We start from the raw sequence: 18,153 nt of genomic DNA, 5'->3' as shown, positions 1-18,153 counted from the left end.
TTTGTTCCCCGTCCAGCAGCGCAAGCCGCTGGCGACAAAAATTTCCACCCCGCGGCCGGGGATCACCATGCCTCGGCAGCATCCGGCGCGGCGCGCATCACGTAGAAGGTGCTCAGCACCGCAGCCACCGACGACAACAGCATCAGCCACAGTAGCGGGTAGGGGCCGGTTTCGGGCGACAGCATCGCCCCGGCCAGCACCGCCAGCGCTGCCCCGCCGCCAATCGTAAGCGCACCGCCCAGCCCGGAAGCCGAGCCGGCGAGATGGGCACTGACGCTGACTATGCCGGCATTGGCGCTGGGCAGCGTGATGCCGTTGCCGGCGCCGATGAACAGAACCGGCCCGAATAGCGACAGCGGATGGTTGTAGCCGAGCATGAAAAGCGTGATCGACAGGGCCATGCCGCCGATGGCGATGACATTGCCGTAGAGCATCATGCGATTGATGCCGACCTTGCTCGAAAACCGCCCGGACACGAAGTTGCCGAGCATGTAGCCGATGGAAACGATGGCGAAATAGAAGCCGTATTGCGATGCCGTCAGGTGCAGCATTTCCGACGCGATGTAGGGACCGCCGCCCAGGAAGGCATAGAACCCGCCGGAGGTGAAGACTGCGGTGAGCGTATAGCCCCAGAAGCGCTGCGAGCCGATCAGTTCCGGATAGGCACGGAACTGGGCAAGCAGATTTGGCGAGCGCTCATGGTTGGTCTCGCCAAGGTCCAACCAGACGATGGCGAAGGCGAATACCCCGACTGCGAGCATCAGCAGGAAGGTCGAATGCCAGCCATAGAGTTCGTCGAGGAAGCCGCCGATCACCGGCCCGATCATCGGTGCCAGGCTCATGCCCATGGTGATGTAGCCGATCTTGCTCGCCGCCTGCGCGGCCTCCACCGTGTCGCGCACGACGGCACGCGAGAGCACCACGCCGGCGGCCGAGAATGCCTGCAGAAGCCGGCAGCCGAGCAGGAACTCGATCGTCGGCGCATAGAGGGCGGCAACCGTGCCGACGATGAAGATCGCGAAGCAGACGAGCATCACCGGCCTGCGGCCGAAGCGGTCGGATGCGGGGCCAATGAAGACCTGGAGCAGGGCAGTCGCGGCCAGGTAGAGCGACACCACCAGTTGTACCACTGCGTAATCGGCCTCGAAATGCCGCGCCATGCCGGGCAGCGATGGCAGGAATACGTTCATGCACAGCGCGCTTGTCGCGGCCGCCGTCACCAGCGTCATGATGTTCGGCGCCGTCGCGCGGTTGAAATGCTGGCGTGCCATGTTCACAGGCCGTCGGGCGCCATTGCCGGGCTGGTGCTTTGCGCGGCCGGGGCCGTTGCGCTCGCCCGTTCGCGGTAGAGCGTATAGAGCCCCGATCCGACGATGATGATTGAGCCGACGATCATGGCCAGGTCGGGAACATCGCCGAACATCAGGTAGCCCAGCATGATCGCCCACAGCAGCGCGGTGTAGCGGAATGGCGCAATGAAGGAGATGTCGCCGGTGCGCATCGACATGATGATGAACTGGTAGCCGAACAGCAGAAGCACTGCGGCGGCTGCAAGAAGCCCGACATGGCCCGTGGTCATTGGCGTCCAGCCGCCGAGCGGCACGATGAGGAACCCGCCGCACAGCGTCACCACGATGGCGGTGGCCACCGAAACCAGCAGCGAGGGCACGTGCGTTGGCAGGCGCCTGGTGGTCAGGTCGCGCAGCGCCGAAAAGCCGACGCTGAGCAGCGCGAGCAATGCAAAGGCGTTGAAGCCGTCGAAGCCTGGGCGCACGATGATCATGACGCCGGTGAAGCCGACCGCAATCGCCATCCAGCGCCGCCAGCCGACGCGCTCGCCCAGAAACAGCGCCGCCCCCATCGTCACGGCCAGCGGCAGCGCCTGCAGCACGGCCGAGACATTGGCGATGGGCATCTGCTGCAGCGCCAGCAGGTAGAACACTGTGGCACACAACTCGCCCATCGCACGCAGGGCCACCATGGGATGGAAGACCAGTTGCGGCGCGCGCAGGGCGCCCTGATTCCACGCCAGCAGAACGATCAGCGTGGTGGCAAACAGGCCGCGCACCAGCATCACCTGTCCGAGGTTCATTTGTTCGGCCGCGAACTTGACCAGAGCGTCGTTGATGGTGAAGCCCGCCATCGACACCACCATGAACAAGGAGCCGCGCAGATTTTCCGAAATGGCCAAGGCATTACCGATTCTTTTTACTGGGATACCCAATGCTATATCATTGGCAGAAAAAGCAACGGCAAAGGACTGTGCCACAGGGACTTTGCGGCGCGTTGATGGCGTGGTTCTCCGGCGCGAAGAGCCTGTGCCGCGAAAGCGAAGTAGGCGCACGGCCGCGATGACCCCTCCCGCATCCTCCGCTGCGCTCGGATGCGACCTCCCCTCAAGGGGGAGGGTCAGGCGCGAGCGCGGGAAAAACTCACCCGCCGGTCACGCTCATGTGGCGCGAGACGGCGGGGCGCTTGGTGCGGCGGTCGATGACGAAGTCGTGGCCCTTGGGCTTGCGGCCGATGGCCTCGTCGATGGCGCTTGAGACGAGTTCGTTGCCTTCCGAGGCCCGCAGCGGCGCGCGCAGGTCGGCGGCATCCTCCTGGCCGAGGCACATGAAGAGCGTGCCGGTGCAGGTCAGCCGCACCCGATTGCAGCTTTCGCAGAAATTGTGGGTCATCGGCGTGATGAAGCCGAGCCGCCCGCCGGTCTCGGCAACCTCGACATAGCGGGCGGGGCCGCCGGTCTTGTAGGGAATGTCGGTGAGGGTGAACTGGCGCTCGAGGTCGGCCCGAAGCAGCGACAGCGGCAGGTACTGATCGGTGCGGTCCTCGTCGATCTCGCCCATCGGCATGGTCTCGATGACGGTCAGGTCCATGCCCCGGCCATGCGCCCAGCGCAGCATCTCGGGCAGTTCGGCGTCGTTGAAGCCCTTCAGCGCCACGGCGTTGATCTTGATCTTCAGCCCGGCGGCCTGAGCAGCATCGATACCGGCCGTGACCTTGTCGAGGTGGCCCCAACGGGTGACGGCGTGGAACTTCTGCGGATCGAGCGTGTCGAGCGAGACATTGATGCGCTTCACGCCGCAATCCGCGAGTTCGGAGGCGAAGCGTGCAAGCTGCGACCCGTTGGTGGTCAGCGTGATTTCCTCAAGCGCCCCGCTGTCGAGATGGCGGGAGAGCTGGCGCACCAGGTGCATGATGTTCTTGCGCACCAGGGGCTCGCCGCCGGTCAGGCGCAGTTTCCTGACGCCCTTCTCGACGAAGACTGTGCACAGCCGGTCAAGTTCTTCCAGCGTCAGGAGGTCCTTCTTGGGCAGGAAGGTCATGTCCTCGGCCATGCAATAGGTGCAGCGGAAATCGCAGCGGTCGGTGACCGAGACGCGCAGATAGGTGATCGTGCGGCCGAATGGATCGATCATGTTCATGCGACTGCGTTTCCTCCAACGGGTGCCGGGCCGGCGATTTGAATGTCGTATAGTCTGCTTCGTCATTCAAGATAGGCTATAACGCTAGCCAGTAACAATCCCGAGGCCGTTGGCGCAATGCAGAGCTTTGGCGCCACGGCGATTTGCCGCTTTGCGGATCGCCGCAAGGCGCGTAGGGATGAAGCAGGCATTCAGGAAGGGTGGGACCATGACGGCGCCGAAGGAACTCAGGGTATCGAAGGATCGCAGGACGCTGACGGTGACCTTCCCAAATCACGCTCCGTTCGAGCTTTCGGCCGAACTGCTTCGGGTGCTGTCGCCTTCGGCCGAGGTTCAGGGCCATTCGCCCGAGCAGCGGGTGACCGTGCCTGGCAAGCGCGACGTGGCCATCCTGAAAATGGAGCCGATCGGCAACTATGCGGTGCGCATCACCTTCGACGACAGGCACGACACCGGCATCTTCACGTGGGATTACCTGCACACGCTGGGCCACGAGAAGGAACAGCGCTGGAACGGCTATCTGGCCGAGCTGGAGGCCAAGGGGCTGTCGCGCGGTTGACGGGCTGGGGTCACCGGAGTGTCATGGAGATGAAATAGGCGCGGGAGAGCAAACGGGAGGTTCGGGACATGTCCATCATCACCACCGTCGAGGAGCTCGAAGCGCTCTATGGTGTCCCCGGCGAGACGTCGCTGGTCAAGGAGCTTGACCGCATCATTCCCGAATATGCCGCCTTCATCGAGACTTCCCCCTTCGTGGCGCTCGCCACCTGCGGGCCGGAGGGGCTGGATTGCTCGCCGCGCGGCGATCTCGCCGGTTTCGTGCGCATCCATGACGAGCGCACGCTGATGATGCCTGATCGGCGCGGCAATAACCGCGCCGATTCGCTGAAGAACATCATCCGCGACGGGCGGGTGGGGCTCCTGTTCCTGGTACCCGGCTCCGGCACCACGCTGCGGGTCAACGGCCGCGCCCACATCACCACCGATGCCGAGCTCTGCGCATCCTTCACTGTCGAGGGAAAGGCGGCGCGGTCCGTGACGGTGGTTGCGGTGGACGCAGTCTATTTCCAGTGCGCGCGGGCGATCCACCGTTCCGAACTGTGGAACCCGGAAAAGCATGTCGACCCGAATACGCTGCCGACGCCAGGTCAGATCCTGGCGGTGACCAGCAAGGCCCGCATCGACGGCGAGGCCTACGACCGGGAATGGCCGGAGCGTGCGAAGGCCAGCATGTGGTGAGGCCGGCTATTCCGGCTTGAGGGCTTCGATCACCCTGCGCATGTGATCGCCCAGCAATTCGCATTCGTCAGGGGTGGATTGGTCCATGACCTTGTCGACCAGCGACATGTAGATCTTCAGCGCCTCCATCAGCAGCGCCGCACCCGTGGGTGTCAGTGAAAGCCGCAGGATGCGCTTGTCCTTGCCGTCGCCTTCGCGGCGCAGCAGATCCCTTTTCTCGAGCTGCGGCAACAGCATGGTGATGTTGGAGCGCCCCACCAGCAGCTTGCGGGCAAGCTCGTGCTGCGAAAGCCCGGGGTGGCGATAAAGGTTCATCAGAACGTCGAGTTGCGCGGGCTTGAGGTCCAGCGGCGCCAGCGCCGAGCCGAGGGCGCGTTCGACCGAATGGCAGGCGCGCGCCACCGCCACCCAGTTGCGGAATCGCGGGTTGTCCCAGGGTAGTTCTTGCTTATTGTTCATGATTGAACTATTGTGTTCATGTTTGAACCTTTCGATGGATTGATAATATGGCACCAATCGCGCTGAAGGTCATCCGGGGCGTTTTCGGCGCCGCGGAGCTTGTTGCGCCGCGGCTCGGCGGGCGGGTCGGTTTCGAGCTTTTCTGCCGCACGCCTAATCCCAAGGCGCTGAGCGAAGGCGAGCGCAAGGCCGTTGAACGCGCCGCCGACCTGATGACCGAGGCGCGCCACCACCGGCTGAAAGTGGGCCGGGACTGCGTTGCGGTGCATGAATTCCGGCAGGGGGAAGGGCGGTTGGCGGCCGGTACAGTGCTGGTGATTCATGGCTGGCGCTCGCGCACCGAATATATGCGCGCCCTGATCGAAGGTTGCCGTGCCGCCGGTTTCCGCGTCCTCTCGCTCGACCTGCCCGGCCATGGCGCTTCGCCCGGTCGGCGGTTGAACCTGGTCAGCGCAGTGGCTGCCGCGCGCGCAGCAGGCGACTGGTTCGGCCCCTTCGACGCCGTTATCGGCCACTCCTTCGGCGGAGCGGTTGCGGCGAATGCCACAGCAGGCGCGGTGGATGGCATCGCGCCGCTCGACACGCGGCGGCTGGTCATGATCGCGGCGCCGAACTCGCTTTCGCAAGCGTTCGAAAGCTTTCGTCGGCAGGTGAACCTTGGCGGCCGCTCTGCCTCCGCGGTTGATGGCCGCGTCAGAAGCCTGTCGGGCCACGGGCTTGAGCATTTCACCGGGGCGGAGCAACTCGCGAGATTAAGCACCCCGACGCTGGTCGTGCATGCGCCGGACGATGCCGAAGTTCCGGCCGAAGATGCCCGAGCGCTGGCTGCAGCGGGCGACCATGTTCGGCTGCTCTGGGCCGATGGCCTTGGCCACCGGCGCATCCTGTCCGACCCCGCTGTCGTCGATCAGGTGGTCGCTTTCGTCACACAGGTATCGCAGCCGGCGCCATCGCACTGAGGCGATCGGCTCAGCTTTTCCTGTCCGGCATGACGACGGGCAGCCCTGCCTGCTTCCATGCAGCGAAGCCGCCAAGGATATGCTTGACCGGTTCGAGCCCCATGTCCTGCGCGGTCTTGGTGGCAAGCGCGGAGCGCCAGCCGCCGGCGCAGAAGAAGACGAAGCTCTTGCCGGATGAGAAGAAAGCCTTGTGATAGGGGCTGTCCGGATCGATCCAGAATTCGAGCATGCCGCGAGGGCAATGCTCGGCCCCGGGAATCCGGCCTTCTCGCTCAAGTTCGCGCGGATCGCGCAGGTCGACGAAGACGGTGTTGGGATCATCGAGGAGGGGCGCTGCCTGTTCCGGCGAGACCGCCTCGATCTGGGCATTCGCTTCGTCCAGGAGGTCCTTGTAGCCCTTCTTCATTGCTCTCTCCCACTTTGCACTGCGTGTGTCTCGTCCTTGCATATTCATGGCACGGCAACCGTTCTGCCGCCACTGGCGGCTTCCAATTCACATGCAAACCGGTGCATCCGGCAAGCTGAAACCGCGCCGCAACACTCGGCTCGAAATACACGAAGCTTTAACCAAATCGGTGTGAATCGGGAGGGTGGCGTCTTATACCCGCCACGGGCGAACCGGTTCCTTGCGCGCGAAGTTCGGCAGGAATCCTGCCGACTTCCCATGGGAACGGGTGATCGATGAAGTTCTTCACTAAGAGACATGCAATCCTTCCGGTGGCAACGCTTGCCGGAGCGCTGGCAGCGGGCGTGCCGCAAGCCGAGGCGCAGGCCTTGTTCGACGTGCTGTTCGGCGGCGGACGTGTTCAACGCGCGCCCAAGGGGGAGTTTCCTCCCGTCCCCAGGGCCGCACCGGAAACGCCGGCATCGCGGCCCGCCGATGCCAAGCCGATCAAGAAAATCACCGGTCCAACTTACTACACCTACAAGGCCGATCCCTTGGTGCGGGTGGAGTTTGGAAACATCGGCGCAGCGCCGCAGCGCGTTGCCTACGATCCTTCGCTACGCGGCAGCACCTTCAGGGATGCGCTGCAGGCACTCGAAGGCTTCGACCTCTATGCCGAAAGGGACGTGGCCAGGGCGGTTGCCGCCTATTACGCCGCCAATCCGGATTTCATCTGGGTCTCGGGCGTGAATGCCAACAGCCGCGCCAAGGAAGCGGTGAGTGTACTGGACGAGGCGGGCGACTATGGACTGCGTGCGTCGGACTACGCGGTCAGCCTGCCGCCGGCACTTTTTGACCTGGACGACGTAGCGGCACGCCAGCGAGAACTGATCCGCTTCGAGATGACGCTTTCGGCGCGCGTCCTGCGCTATGTGCGCGATGCGCGGGGTGGCCGCGTCGACCCAAACCGAATTTCCGGTTACCACGATTTTCCCGCCAAGCCGCTCGACATGGTCAATATGCTTTCCAGGCTGGCCCGTACGGAGGAAGCGCGGACGTTCCTGGAATCGCGCCATCCCCAGAATGCCGAGTTCCAGGCATTGCAGGCCGAACTCAAGGCCCTGGAAGCAAGTGTCGAGAATGAGATCATCGTCGACCGCAAGCTCCTGCTGAAGCCGGGGCAGACCAGCGCGGAACTGCCCAAGCTGCTGCGGCTGATCGCCCGCGATGGCGCCGAGCTCGAGAACCATCGCGAAGTGCTGGACCGCCTCAGTGCGACTGAGGTCTATGTTGAAGAACTCGTGCCGGTCATCGAAGCCGTGCAGAAGAAGCTCGGCCTCAAGCCGGACGGCGTCGTCGGCCCGCAGACGGTGATGAAGCTGGCCGGTGCGCCGAAGGCGGAGCGCCTGGAAAAGGTGGTCCTGGCCATGGAGCAACTGCGGTGGCTGCCGTCCGATCTCGGCAGTCCGCGCGTCTTCATCAACCAGCCGGCCTTCACCGCCAGCTATATCGAGGGTGACGCGGAAAAGCTGAAAATGCGGGTGGTGATCGGCCGTCCGAACAACCAGACCAGCTTCTTCTACGACCAGATCCAGCAGGTTGATTACAACCCCTACTGGGGCGTTCCGCAGTCGATCATCGTCAACGAGATGCTGCCGCGTCTGCGCAGCGATCCCGGGTACCTGGACCGTTCAGGCTATGAGGTAACCGACGCAAAGGGGCAGCGCATTCCGTCTTCGTCGATCGACTGGAATCAGTACGGCGGAAATGTTCCGTTCAACGTGCGCCAGACGCCCAGCGAGGCCAATGCGCTTGGCGAACTGAAGATCCTGTTCCCCAACAAGCATGCCATCTACATGCACGACACGCCGCAAAAGAGCCTGTTCAGCCGTGATTCACGCGCATTCAGCCATGGCTGCATCCGCCTGAGCGATCCGCGCGGCATGGCCGCCGCCTTGCTGGGAACCGATGTCGACTACGTGGCGAAGAAGCTGAAGCAGGGCCATTCTTCGGAAAAGGTCGCGCGCAAGATTCCGGTCTATGTCGCCTATTTCACTGCCTGGCCGCAGATGGACGGCACGGTCGAGTATTTCAACGACGTCTACGACCGCGATTTGCACCTGAAGCTTGCGCTGGAAAAGGTCGAGGCGACGCGCAGCATGTGACATCAAGCCGGCCGCGGGCAGGGCGCATCAATCGCTTGCCCGCGGCTGCTTTGTGCCCGCAAAATTTAGAAAAATAATCCGAAGTTCAACGCGCTTGGGAAAAGCGCCTTCACCTGTGTTGCCACGGTGCGAACTGGTTTGGAAAAGAACAGTAAATTCAAAGGGGAATGGTGGGCGATGTAGGGATTGAACCTACGACCCCACCCGTGTGAAGGGTGTGCTCTCCCGCTGAGCTAATCGCCCGCTGCTGCCCGAAGGCGAAGCGTGCCGCGATATAGGAGACGAGCACGCCCGAAGTCAAGCCACTGATTACGCTCTTGTTGCCGCGATGAGCCCTTCGGCGAGGCCGACCGTCAATTCATCAAAGTGGGAAATGATCCGCGAGGGTTCGAATTCGCGCACATGCCGGTCCGTATAGCCGAAATCGACGGCTACGACGGGAATGCCGGCAGCCTTGGCGGTGTCGATGTCGGTCCGCGAATCGCCAACCATCACGGCCCGGTCCGGATTGCCGCCGGCCTGGGCGATGGTCTCGGTGAGGTGACGCGGGTCGGGCTTGCGGAAGGCGAAGGTGTCCTGGCCGGTGATGGCGGCGAAACGCGGGCTGATGTCGAGCGCATCCAGCAGTCGTCGCGCGAATTTCTCGGTCTTGTTCGTGCACACTGCCAGCAGGAAGCCTGCGGCTGCGAAACGGTCGAGCGCATCGAGCACCCCTGGATAAGGTTGGGACCGCCCCGGAATGTTCTCGCCATAGTGGTCGAGGAAGAGAGCAAAGAGCCGGTCATGCTCATCCACAGGCAGGTGCTTTTGATGGGCGGCATAGGCGCGTTCGATCATCACGCGGCCGCCCTGGCCGAGGAAGCTGCGGAACCCGGTCGCGTCGGTTTGCGGTACTCCGCCCGCCGCAAGGCTGTGATTAAGGCTGTCGAGCAGATCAGGCGCCGTGTCGATCAAGGTTCCATCAAGGTCGAATACGATGATCGGGCGGCTCATTGGCTGTCCTGCTCCTTGCGCTACACTGATGACAGGTTGGGCATAGCCCGCGAGCCACTGCGGGGCAACCCTGGGGCATTGGGCCTGCAAGGCAGAAAACCTTTGCCGCAAGCCCTAAAAATGATAGGAGCGCCAACCAGACAGGAGGGCGGCAATTCCCATGGATGCACGTGCGTTGAAGATTGAGGCCGCCCGGGTGGCGCTCGGCCATGTCCCGGACGGAGCCCGGCTCGGTATCGGGACCGGTTCCACGGCCGAAGAGTTTGTGCGACTGCTGGCCGAAAAGGTGGCCGCCGGTATGAAGATCATCGGCGTGCCGACTTCCGAGCGCACCGCCGCCTTGTGTGTCGAACTCGGCGTGCCGCTGTCGACGCTGGACGAGACGCCGGAACTGGACCTTACAGTCGACGGTGCCGACGAGATCGATCCGCAGCTTTCGCTGATCAAGGGCGGCGGCGGGGCGCTGCTGCGCGAAAAGATCGTCGCCGCGGCTTCGAAGAAGATGATCGTCATCGCCGACGAAACGAAGATGGTCGAGACCCTGGGCAAGTTTCCGCTGCCGATCGAGGTCAACAAGTTCGGCCTCAGGGCGACCGAGCGCGCCATAGCTTCCGTTGCGGAAAGTCTTGGACTCGCCGGCCCGCTTACATTGCGGATGACGAACGACGCGCCGTTTGTTACAGACGGTGGACATTTCATTCTTGATGCATCTTTTGGCCGCATTCCCGATCCAAGAGCGCTGTCAAATGGTCTTTTCGCCGTTCCGGGGGTTGTCGAACACGGTCTGTTCCTTGGTTTGGCGCAAGCGGCTATCATCGCCGGCGCCGACGGTGTCAGAACGGTACATGCGACCCGATAAACAGGAGTTTTATCCCATCATGATCTTGGCCCACCGTGTTCGTCGCTTTTCCACCGTTCTGGCGGCGTCAGTCGTGCTTGCAGCCGCTGTGCCGGCTTTCGCGCAGGACGTTTCGGAAGCGCATCTGAAGGCCGCCCGCGACGCGGTCGCGGCGATCAAGGCCACTGACCTCTTCGATGGTATCCTGCCGCAGGCCGCATCCGCGCTGAAGTCCGAGATGATCCAGAAGAACCCGGATCTTCAGGAGGTCATCACCAGCACCGTGGACGATACGGCGCTGAAGCTCGCCACCCGCCGCGCCGACCTGGAGAAGGAAGCGGCGCTCGCCTATGCGCGGGTGTTTTCTGCCGACGAACTCAACGCGATTGCTGGGTTCTACACATCCCCGGCTGGCAAGAAGCTGCTTCAGGACGGCGTGATCGTCACGCGCGAGGTTGGCAAGGCCGCTGACATCTGGCAGCGCGGCATCGCCCGCGACCTGGCCGAGCAGTCGGCGACCGCGCTCGAAGAGATCATCAAGGCCAAGGGACTGATACCGCCCCCGGCGCCCGAAGCCGCCACCGACGGCGACGCTTCGACCGCCAACTAGGCAACGGCCTCCACGGTCTGAGACGAAAAGCCCGGCCGCGCCGGGCTTTTATTTTGGCTGTTTGCCTCCTAACTGTGGCCAGCGCTGCCAACGGAGATGGAATCATGACTGCATACGACTACGACCTTTTCGTCATCGGTGGCGGCTCGGGCGGCGTGCGCGCGGCGCGTGTGGCGGCCTCCCTAGGCAAGCGCGTGGCGATAGCGGAAGAGTTCCGGTTCGGCGGCACCTGCGTGATCCGCGGTTGCGTGCCCAAGAAGCTCTATGTCTATGCGTCGCAATTTCCGGAGCACTTTGAGGATGCGGCCGGCTATGGCTGGACGGTGCCGCAGCCGAGCTTCGACTGGCGCAAGCTGGTGGACAACAAGGAGCGCGAGATTTCGCGGCTCGAAGGCCTCTATCAGAAGGGCGTTGCGGGCGCCGGCGGCGAGATTTTCCACACGCGCGCCACGCTGGTGGACAGGCACACGATTCGTCTGGAGAACGAAGACCGCACCGTTACCGCCGACCAGATACTCATCGCGACCGGCGGGCGACCCAATCCGCACGCCGCGCTTCCCGGCCACGAGCTTTGCATCTTCTCTGACGAGGCTTTCGACCTGCCGGAACTGCCGAAGTCGATCGTGATCTCCGGTGGCGGCTATATCGCCGTGGAATTCGCCAACATCTTCCACGGCCTCGGTGTCGAGACGACACTGATCTATCGCGGCAAGGAAATACTCGGCCGCTTCGACATGGACCTGCGGCAGATGCTGCATGAGGACATGGAGAAGAAGGGCATCCGGATCATGCTGCACACGGTCTTCGAGAAGGTCGAGAAGCGTGCCGATGGCCGCCTCGATGCGCACGTGACCGGCGGAGAGGTGCTGACGGTGGACCAGGTGATGCTGGCGATCGGCCGTATTCCCAACACGGAAAATCTCGGTCTTGAAAGCGTCGGCGTCGAGATGGGCAAGATGGGCGAGATTGTCGTCGACGACTACTCCCGCACCAACATCGACAACATCTGGGCAGTGGGCGACGTCACCAATCGCGTCCAACTGACCCCCGTGGCCATCCACGAGGCGATGTGCTTCATCGAGACGGCGTTCAAGAACAATCCAACCAGGCCGGATCACGAGTGCATCGCCACGGCAGTGTTCTCGCAGCCGGAAATCGGCACCGTCGGCCTCTCCGAGGACGAGGCGGCCAAGCGCTTCGCAAACCTCGAGGTCTATCGCGCAACCTTCCGCCCGATGCGCCACACCCTGTCGGGCCGGCAAGAAAAGATGCTGATGAAGCTGGTGGTCGATGCCGACACGCGGCGCGTGGTTGGCGCGCATGTGCTTGGCCCAGACGCCGGCGAAATGGCGCAGCTGCTGGGTATTCCGCTGAAGGCTGGCCTGACCAAGGACGATTTCGACCGGACCATGGCGCTGCATCCGAGTGCGGCGGAAGAGCTTGTGACGATGTACAAGCCTACCTATCTGGTGAGGAACGGCCAGCGCGTGGAGTAAGGCCGCCAAACTCGTTCGCTCCAGCCGGAATCCGGGGTAGAATAGACACCTTGCTTCCGGTATAGGGGCATGTCCCGAAAATGCGGACGTTTCCGGGCGGTTCCTGTCGCGAAGACATGTATTGGGTGCAACAATGACTAAGTGGTCTCCGAATTCCTGGCGCAACAAGCCGATCCAGCAGGTTCCGGCCTATCCGGATCAGGCTGCGCTGTTTGAAACCGAGGCCCGTCTTGCCACCTTTCCGCCGCTCGTTTTTGCAGGCGAGGCGCGCAAGCTGAAGAAGCAGCTCGCCCAGGTTGCTGCCGGCGAGGCCTTCCTGCTTCAGGGCGGCGACTGCGCCGAAAGCTTCGCCGAGCACGGCGCGGACAACATCCGCGACTTCTTCCGCGTGTTCCTGCAGATGTCCGTGGTGCTGACCTATGCCGGCGCGCAGCCGGTGGTGAAGGTGGGCCGCATCGCCGGCCAGTTTGCAAAGCCGCGTTCTTCCGACAACGAGACGCGGGATGGCGTGACGCTGCCCAGCTACCGCGGCGACATCATCAACGGCATCGACTTCGACGAGAAGTCGCGCGTGCCGGATCCGGCGCGCCAGGAAATGGCCTACCGCCAGTCGGCCGCCACGCTGAACCTGCTGCGCGCTTTCGCGCAGGGCGGCTACGCCAGCCTGGAAAACGTCCATCGCTGGATGCTCGGCTTCGTCTCCGACAGCCCGCAGGGCGAGCGCTATGAGGCGCTTGCCAACCGCATCACCGAAACCATGAATTTCATGAGCGCGGTCGGCATCACCTCGGAGAACAATTTCGCCCTGCGCGAAACCGACTTCTACACCAGCCACGAGGCGCTGCTGCTCGGCTATGAGCAGGCGCTGACCCGCGTCGACTCCACCTCGGGCGACTGGTACGCCACCTCCGGCCACATGATCTGGATCGGCGACCGTACGCGCCAGGCCGACCACGCGCATATCGAGTACTGCCGCGGCATCAAGAACCCGCTTGGCCTGAAGTGCGGACCGTCGCTGACCCCCGATGGCTTGCTGGAGCTGATCGACCTCCTGAACCCCGAGAACGAGGCGGGTCGCCTGACGCTTATCGCGCGCTTCGGCGCCGACAAGGTGGGCGACCACCTGCCCAAGCTGGTGCGCGCCGTGCAGAAGGAAGGCCGCAACGTCGTCTGGTCCTGCGACCCGATGCACGGCAACACGATCACCGCGGCCGGCTACAAGACCCGTCCGTTCGACCGCATCCTGGGCGAAGTGCAGGCGTTCTTCGACGTCCACGCTGCTGAGGGCACGCATGCCGGCGGCATTCACGTGGAGATGACCGGCAAGAACGTGACCGAATGCACGGGCGGCGCACGCGCCATCCGCGACGAGGAACTGCAGGACCGCTACCACACCCATTGCGACCCGCGCCTCAACGCCGACCAGGCGATCGAGCTGGCTTTCCTGGTTTCTGAGCTTCTGAAAAAGGGCGCGAAACGCAGCGAGAAGAAGGCGGCCAGCGCCTGAGCGCGCATGCATTCTTGAAACTGAAAAGCGCCGGCTTGCCGGCGCTTTTTTGTTGGGCGCTTGAGACGGCTGAGAGTGGCGAAGACGACCGCTGCAGGCTGAGGCCGACGCCATGTCGGCGGCGGTTGTTACGGCAGGTCGGCCGGGCTCAATCCTTGCGGTACAGCTTCCAGTTCTTCCCCGTCCGCGCCGAAATCTCCGAATATCTGGTCACGCGATTGCGGCCGTCCACTTTCGACCGGTATAGGGCACTGTCGGCCTTTGCGTAGAGATCGTCGGCACTCTCTGCGTCGGAAGCCATGCAGACGCCCATGGACACGGTGATGGGCCCGCAGTCCTGCTGCGGTTCACCCCACCTGAACGGCGTCTGTTCGATCAGCACCCGAAGATGGTCGGCAATTTCGAACGTCGACTGCTCGCTGGTTCCGTCGACGATGAGCGCGAACTCCTCTCCGCCGGTCCTCGCCACGAACACCGCTTCATGGGTACTGCTCTGGAGAATGTCGGCGATCACCTTCAGGATCCTGTCGCCGACGGGATGGCCGTACTGGTCATTGACCTCCTTGAAGCTATCGATATCTGCAAGGATCAGAGCCTTGAACAGGATGCCCCTGTTGCTGTCGTAGATCGCGGCAAGCTCCTTGTCGAAGGCGCGCCGGTTCCAGATATCGGTGAGGGGGTCTGTGGCGGCCAGCCGCTTGTACTCCTCGAGCTTTGACTTGACGCTTTCCAGCTCGGCGGACTTTTCGCTCAGCGTGTCGGCTATCTGCCTGCCGTGGTCGATCGTCGAATTGGTGGCAGTCGTCATGGCGCGAGCGATCTTCTGAAGCAATTCCTTGCTGATCAGATCGCGGTTGTTCAGGCCGCTGGAGGTCTGGTCGAGGATTTGGCCGTATTTTTCCAGGTGCTGGTGTTCGGAGCGCAAAAGGCGGGCAATGTCCTCAAGCTCCTGAGCGACCACCTCGCGGGCTTGCTCCACGATCGACTGGTTGTGATTCTGCGCGAAATACTTGCGGCCGATCTGGTCGAGGCGCTCCTGCGTCGGATAGTTGCCCAACTCGATCACTTCCAGGCTGAGCCGAGGATTCGAGCCGGAGAGGGCCTCGTAGAAAATTTCATAGTTGCGTGGCAGGCTTGCCACTCGCATTTGGCGCATCGTCGCAACCACATTGGCCGCGAGGTCATGGCTTGGCTCGTTGTGGGCGACAGCAGGCTGCATCCTTGCTCCACTCTCCATTGGGTGCCTAAGACGGCTCCCGCGTCCGATGTCAGGCAATTCGACAATCAGAAATTGGTCAGGGGCTTGGATTTTCAAAACAGCACAAGAATGCCCCCCGCAATCTGCGATGTCTGTCTCCCAGGGAAATACAACGCGTTCGTATAAAAATTCTCTTAACTTTTTACAATAGAGATTTCAGTAATGGGTGTTGAAATACTGGATCGTCGCTTCTGCCGTAAGTGTCAGGCTAGATGTCGCAAATGCAGCAGCTGGGTGGCCCTGCCTGTGATGACTTTACGTCATGCGAGCGGCGGTGCGAGTGTGTAGGAGCAGAAGGCGATGAAGACGGGATCTTGCGGTTGCGGCGCGGTCCAATTCACGGCAGAGGGGACTTTGCGGGGCGTTGTCTATTGCCATTGCTCGCAATGCCGCAAGCAGAGCGGACACTTCTTTGCGGCGACCAATGTTTCGGATGCCGACCTGGAAATTCGCGGCTCGGAAAACATCACCTGGTATCGGAGTTCCACGGCTGCCCGGCGGGGATTTTGCCGCGTGTGCGGGTCGATCCTGTTCTGGAAGCACGATGAACTCGACACCATCTCGGTAATGGCGGGCGCTTTCGACACGCCTTCCGGCCTCGTGGGCGAGAGCCACATCTTCGTGGCCGACAAGGGCGACTATTACGCTATTGATGATGGGCTGCCGCAATTTCCGAGATCCACACCGTCGGTCAAAGTCGCGCAGGACTAAGCGCCATGGACGCAAGCGTCATCGTTTCCTGAACGGTTCGTCTCGCGCCCGCGATCTGCCGAAGACAGGCATTCCGCCGTATGATGCAGGACAAGGAGACAGCCCATGGCCACCATGCCCACCTTGTTCGTTTCACACGGCGGTCCGGATATCGTCATCAAGGACACGCCTGCGCGCCGCTATCTCGAGACGGTTTCGACCCTGGTTCCTCGGCCCAAGGCAATTGTGATCATGTCGGCGCATTTCGAAACGCACGGGGTCACGGTGGTGACAGACCCCAAGCCGGAGATGATCTACGATTTCAGGGGCTTTGCTCCGGAACTATACGAAATGGTCTATGCCGCGCCCGGCGCGCCGGTGCTGGCCGAAAAAGTCATGGCATTGCTTGAAGACGCAGGCCTGTTGCCGGCGCGGCTCGGCCGACGCGGCTATGACCATGGAACCTGGACACCAATGAAGCTGGCCTTTCCCGAGGCCGACATACCTATCGTGCAGGTGTCGATTGACCCCAACGCAGATGCCGCCTGGCACTACGCGATCGGCAAGGCACTTGCTCCACTGCGCGAGGAGGGCGTGTTGCTGGTCGGTTCCGGCCACATCACGCATAATCTGCGCGCCTATTTTTCAACCATGCGGCAAGGAGCGGCTGTCGATCCCGAACTGGCGGGAAAGGTCGAGGCATTTACGCAGTGGTTTGCGCAGAAGCTCGCGGCGAACGACACCGAGGCCTTGCTTGACTGGAAGAGAGAGGCGCCGTTTCCTGCCGACAATCACCCGACCGACGAACACCTGATGCCGATCTTCTTTGCCTACGGTGCGGCGGGCGCCGGCGCCAAGGCAGAGCGCGTGCACAATTCCGTCGACCACGGCTTTTTCGCCAACGACTCATACCTGTTCCACTAGGGGTGGATTGGGATACATGATCCTTTTGCGACGATTCGTAAGGGGGTCTGAATGGAGCGACTGGTCAATGCCTTCCGCAATTCAGTCAGGGCATTCGGCCGCCTGATCCGGAGCGAGACCGCATTTCAGCAGGAGGTCATCCTGCTCGCCTTGGCCATTCCGGCGGCGTGGTTTGTGTCCACCAGCTGGAAAGGCTACGCGGTGCTCATCGGGGCGGTGCTGTTCCTTATGCTGATTGAAGTGCTGAACACCGGCATCGAGGCGGCTTGCGATGCTGTCTCGCGGGATTTCCACGGTGATATCCAGCTTGCCAAGGACTGCGGGTCCCTCGCGGTTCTGATCGCGATCGTCATCGTTGCGGGCATCTGGGGCGCTGCCTTGATAGAACGGATAACCGACCTTCCGCTGTAGGGAAGCAACAGGATTGCCAGGGGAGGATTCCACATGCTCGATTTTGGGAGGATCCGCGCCCGTGCGGCTAGCCGCAAGGGCGGCGAAGACGTTCTTGCCTCGCTGCTGGGACCGATGCCGGACAATGCGGCGCTGGCGAATGTTTCGGACGACCGTATCCTGTCGACCATGGCCGAGCGGGTGTTCGCGGCCGGTTTCGTCTGGCGTGTGATCGAGCAGAAATGGCCGGAGTTCGAGGAGGCGTTCCTTGGTTTCGAACCGAAGCGCTTGTTGTTCCAGCCGGACGACTTCTGGCACGATCTGGCTTCCGACAAGCGCATCGTGCGCAACCCGCAGAAGATCAGGTCGGTTCGCGAGAATGCGGCCTTCATCGAGCGTGTTTCGAAAGAGCATGGCAGCTTCGGCAAGTTCCTGGCCGCATGGCCTGCCAATGACCAGATCGGGCTGATGGCCTATTTGGGCAAGCATGGCAGCCGGCTTGGCGGCAATACGGGGCAGTATTTCCTGCGCTGGCTTGGCTGGGACACTTTCGTCATGTCGCAGGACATGGTCGCGGCACTGCGCGATGCGGGCCTCGAGATCGGCGACAATCCGACGTCAAAGCGCGACCTTGCGCGCATCCAGGAGCAAATCAATGCCTGGGCCGGGCAGACCGGCCTGCCTCGCTGCCATATCTCCCGCATTCTCGCCATGTCGATCCGCGAAAATTACTCCACGCAGAGGCTACGAGAACAAGTCGGCGAATAGCTGCGTGAAGTTGCGGCATTGCCCGAGAAAGATGGTCGCGCTAC

Annotated in this window: 19 protein-coding genes and 1 tRNA gene; 12 read left to right on the top strand and 8 right to left on the bottom strand. The window is 62.6% G+C overall.

The genetic code is table 11. From position 1 onward, the window contains the following. Positions 1-62: 62 nt before the first annotated feature. The 3 genes from AC3A4H_RS07730 to moaA form a co-directional block, all read right to left on the bottom strand. Positions 63-1,271, bottom strand: a complete 1,209-nt coding sequence (locus AC3A4H_RS07730; protein ID WP_487766177.1) for a multidrug effflux MFS transporter — start codon at positions 1,269-1,271, stop codon at positions 63-65. Positions 1,272-1,273: 2 nt separating this feature from the next. After that, positions 1,274-2,191, bottom strand: a complete 918-nt coding sequence (locus tag AC3A4H_RS07725) for a DMT family transporter (protein ID WP_487766176.1) — start codon at positions 2,189-2,191, stop codon at positions 1,274-1,276. A 241-nt stretch (positions 2,192-2,432) separates the two neighbouring features. Next, entirely contained in the window at positions 2,433-3,428 is a 996-nt protein-coding gene (gene moaA, locus AC3A4H_RS07720; protein ID WP_487766175.1) for a GTP 3',8-cyclase MoaA, read from the bottom strand. Positions 3,429-3,636: 208 nt separating this feature from the next. On the opposite strand from moaA, the gene AC3A4H_RS07715 reads away from it, so the two are divergent. Beyond that, complete coding sequence (locus tag AC3A4H_RS07715; protein ID WP_487766174.1) at positions 3,637-3,987, top strand: gamma-butyrobetaine hydroxylase family protein; 351 nt, start codon at positions 3,637-3,639, stop codon at positions 3,985-3,987. Between the two features lie 68 nt (positions 3,988-4,055). After that, the gene (locus AC3A4H_RS07710; protein WP_487766173.1) at positions 4,056-4,667 is read left to right on the top strand and encodes a pyridoxamine 5'-phosphate oxidase family protein; all 612 of its coding nucleotides are present in this window, start codon (positions 4,056-4,058) and stop codon (positions 4,665-4,667) included. Between the two features lie 6 nt (positions 4,668-4,673). Here the strand turns inward: AC3A4H_RS07710 and AC3A4H_RS07705 are convergent, their stop codons facing one another. After that, complete coding sequence (locus AC3A4H_RS07705; protein WP_348777125.1) at positions 4,674-5,126, bottom strand: MarR family winged helix-turn-helix transcriptional regulator; 453 nt, start codon at positions 5,124-5,126, stop codon at positions 4,674-4,676. A gap of 47 nt (positions 5,127-5,173) precedes the next feature. Between AC3A4H_RS07705 and AC3A4H_RS07700 the strand changes: the two genes are divergently transcribed. Next, a complete protein-coding gene (locus tag AC3A4H_RS07700) occupies positions 5,174-6,085 on the top strand; it encodes an alpha/beta hydrolase (RefSeq protein WP_487766172.1) in 912 nt (303 codons plus the stop codon). A 10-nt stretch (positions 6,086-6,095) separates the two neighbouring features. Here the strand turns inward: AC3A4H_RS07700 and AC3A4H_RS07695 are convergent, their stop codons facing one another. Beyond that, entirely contained in the window at positions 6,096-6,491 is a 396-nt protein-coding gene (locus AC3A4H_RS07695; RefSeq protein ID WP_487766171.1) for a rhodanese-like domain-containing protein, read from the bottom strand. 275 nt (positions 6,492-6,766) lie between these two features. Here AC3A4H_RS07695 and AC3A4H_RS07690 point away from each other — a divergent pair, with 275 nt between their 5' ends. Continuing rightward, complete coding sequence (locus AC3A4H_RS07690; protein ID WP_487766170.1) at positions 6,767-8,635, top strand: L,D-transpeptidase family protein; 1,869 nt, start codon at positions 6,767-6,769, stop codon at positions 8,633-8,635. A gap of 168 nt (positions 8,636-8,803) precedes the next feature. On the opposite strand, the gene AC3A4H_RS07685 is transcribed toward AC3A4H_RS07690, so the two are convergent. After that, positions 8,804-8,878: transfer RNA gene (locus tag AC3A4H_RS07685), tRNA-Val, on the bottom strand. A gap of 66 nt (positions 8,879-8,944) precedes the next feature. Then, positions 8,945-9,628 (bottom strand): HAD family hydrolase, encoded by a 684-nt coding sequence (locus tag AC3A4H_RS07680; protein ID WP_487766348.1) that lies wholly within the window; start codon positions 9,626-9,628, stop codon positions 8,945-8,947. Positions 9,629-9,788: 160 nt separating this feature from the next. On the opposite strand from AC3A4H_RS07680, the gene rpiA reads away from it, so the two are divergent. From rpiA to AC3A4H_RS07660, 4 genes are all read left to right on the top strand, one after another. Then, positions 9,789-10,487 carry a ribose-5-phosphate isomerase RpiA gene (gene rpiA, locus AC3A4H_RS07675; protein ID WP_487766169.1) on the top strand — a complete coding sequence of 233 codons (699 nt, stop codon included), beginning with the start codon at positions 9,789-9,791 and terminating at the stop codon, positions 10,485-10,487. Positions 10,488-10,506: 19 nt separating this feature from the next. After that, the gene (locus tag AC3A4H_RS07670; protein ID WP_487766168.1) at positions 10,507-11,076 is read left to right on the top strand and encodes a DUF2059 domain-containing protein; all 570 of its coding nucleotides are present in this window, start codon (positions 10,507-10,509) and stop codon (positions 11,074-11,076) included. Between the two features lie 104 nt (positions 11,077-11,180). Further along, complete coding sequence (gene gor, locus AC3A4H_RS07665) at positions 11,181-12,572, top strand: glutathione-disulfide reductase (protein WP_487766167.1); 1,392 nt, start codon at positions 11,181-11,183, stop codon at positions 12,570-12,572. Between the two features lie 133 nt (positions 12,573-12,705). Further along, positions 12,706-14,079 (top strand): class II 3-deoxy-7-phosphoheptulonate synthase, encoded by a 1,374-nt coding sequence (locus AC3A4H_RS07660; RefSeq protein WP_348777117.1) that lies wholly within the window; start codon positions 12,706-12,708, stop codon positions 14,077-14,079. Between the two features lie 148 nt (positions 14,080-14,227). Here AC3A4H_RS07660 and AC3A4H_RS07655 read toward each other — a convergent pair whose 3' ends face one another. Next, positions 14,228-15,298, bottom strand: a complete 1,071-nt coding sequence (locus AC3A4H_RS07655; RefSeq protein ID WP_487766166.1) for a GGDEF domain-containing protein — start codon at positions 15,296-15,298, stop codon at positions 14,228-14,230. A gap of 339 nt (positions 15,299-15,637) precedes the next feature. Between AC3A4H_RS07655 and AC3A4H_RS07650 the strand changes: the two genes are divergently transcribed. The 4 genes from AC3A4H_RS07650 to AC3A4H_RS07635 all read left to right on the top strand — a co-directional run bounded on the left by AC3A4H_RS07650 (position 15,638) and on the right by AC3A4H_RS07635 (position 18,109). Then, positions 15,638-16,048 carry a GFA family protein gene (locus AC3A4H_RS07650; RefSeq protein WP_487766165.1) on the top strand — a complete coding sequence of 137 codons (411 nt, stop codon included), beginning with the start codon at positions 15,638-15,640 and terminating at the stop codon, positions 16,046-16,048. Between the two features lie 105 nt (positions 16,049-16,153). Continuing rightward, positions 16,154-16,951, top strand: coding sequence for a DODA-type extradiol aromatic ring-opening family dioxygenase (locus AC3A4H_RS07645; protein WP_487766164.1), 798 nt, complete (start codon positions 16,154-16,156; stop codon positions 16,949-16,951). Positions 16,952-17,002: 51 nt separating this feature from the next. Continuing rightward, on the top strand, positions 17,003-17,362 hold the full coding sequence (locus AC3A4H_RS07640; protein ID WP_487766163.1) for a diacylglycerol kinase: 360 nt from the start codon (positions 17,003-17,005) through the stop codon (positions 17,360-17,362). Positions 17,363-17,395: 33 nt separating this feature from the next. After that, the gene (locus AC3A4H_RS07635; protein WP_487766162.1) at positions 17,396-18,109 is read left to right on the top strand and encodes a DNA-3-methyladenine glycosylase I; all 714 of its coding nucleotides are present in this window, start codon (positions 17,396-17,398) and stop codon (positions 18,107-18,109) included. Positions 18,110-18,153 lie beyond the last annotated feature (44 nt).

The sequence above is a fragment of the Pseudaminobacter sp. Soil_N_29 genome, assembly GCF_057656055.1.
The sequence above is the reverse complement of the archived record's forward strand: the minus strand, read 5'-3'. Positions and strand labels throughout refer to the sequence as shown.

What these genes read in the sequence shown, in the direction of transcription:
- AC3A4H_RS07730 (WP_487766177.1), bottom strand. Translation starts at nt 1,271, where the DNA reads ATGGCACGCCAGCATTTCAACCGCGCGACGGCGCCGAACATCATGACG.
- AC3A4H_RS07715 (WP_487766174.1), top strand. Translation starts at nt 3,637, where the DNA reads ATGACGGCGCCGAAGGAACTCAGGGTATCGAAGGATCGCAGGACGCTG.
- AC3A4H_RS07705 (WP_348777125.1), bottom strand. Translation starts at nt 5,126, where the DNA reads ATGAACAATAAGCAAGAACTACCCTGGGACAACCCGCGATTCCGCAAC.
- AC3A4H_RS07695 (WP_487766171.1), bottom strand. Translation starts at nt 6,491, where the DNA reads ATGAAGAAGGGCTACAAGGACCTCCTGGACGAAGCGAATGCCCAGATC.
- AC3A4H_RS07690 (WP_487766170.1), top strand. Translation starts at nt 6,767, where the DNA reads ATGAAGTTCTTCACTAAGAGACATGCAATCCTTCCGGTGGCAACGCTT.
- AC3A4H_RS07680 (WP_487766348.1), bottom strand. Translation starts at nt 9,628, where the DNA reads ATGAGCCGCCCGATCATCGTATTCGACCTTGATGGAACCTTGATCGAC.
- AC3A4H_RS07645 (WP_487766164.1), top strand. Translation starts at nt 16,154, where the DNA reads ATGGCCACCATGCCCACCTTGTTCGTTTCACACGGCGGTCCGGATATC.
- AC3A4H_RS07700 (WP_487766172.1), top strand. Translation starts at nt 5,174, where the DNA reads ATGGCACCAATCGCGCTGAAGGTCATCCGGGGCGTTTTCGGCGCCGCG.
- rpiA (WP_487766169.1), top strand. Translation starts at nt 9,789, where the DNA reads ATGGATGCACGTGCGTTGAAGATTGAGGCCGCCCGGGTGGCGCTCGGC.
- gor (WP_487766167.1), top strand. Translation starts at nt 11,181, where the DNA reads ATGACTGCATACGACTACGACCTTTTCGTCATCGGTGGCGGCTCGGGC.
- AC3A4H_RS07660 (WP_348777117.1), top strand. Translation starts at nt 12,706, where the DNA reads ATGACTAAGTGGTCTCCGAATTCCTGGCGCAACAAGCCGATCCAGCAG.
- AC3A4H_RS07655 (WP_487766166.1), bottom strand. Translation starts at nt 15,298, where the DNA reads ATGCAGCCTGCTGTCGCCCACAACGAGCCAAGCCATGACCTCGCGGCC.
- AC3A4H_RS07640 (WP_487766163.1), top strand. Translation starts at nt 17,003, where the DNA reads ATGGAGCGACTGGTCAATGCCTTCCGCAATTCAGTCAGGGCATTCGGC.
- AC3A4H_RS07710 (WP_487766173.1), top strand. Translation starts at nt 4,056, where the DNA reads ATGTCCATCATCACCACCGTCGAGGAGCTCGAAGCGCTCTATGGTGTC.
- AC3A4H_RS07650 (WP_487766165.1), top strand. Translation starts at nt 15,638, where the DNA reads ATGAAGACGGGATCTTGCGGTTGCGGCGCGGTCCAATTCACGGCAGAG.
- AC3A4H_RS07670 (WP_487766168.1), top strand. Translation starts at nt 10,507, where the DNA reads ATGATCTTGGCCCACCGTGTTCGTCGCTTTTCCACCGTTCTGGCGGCG.
- moaA (WP_487766175.1), bottom strand. Translation starts at nt 3,428, where the DNA reads ATGAACATGATCGATCCATTCGGCCGCACGATCACCTATCTGCGCGTC.
- AC3A4H_RS07635 (WP_487766162.1), top strand. Translation starts at nt 17,396, where the DNA reads ATGCTCGATTTTGGGAGGATCCGCGCCCGTGCGGCTAGCCGCAAGGGC.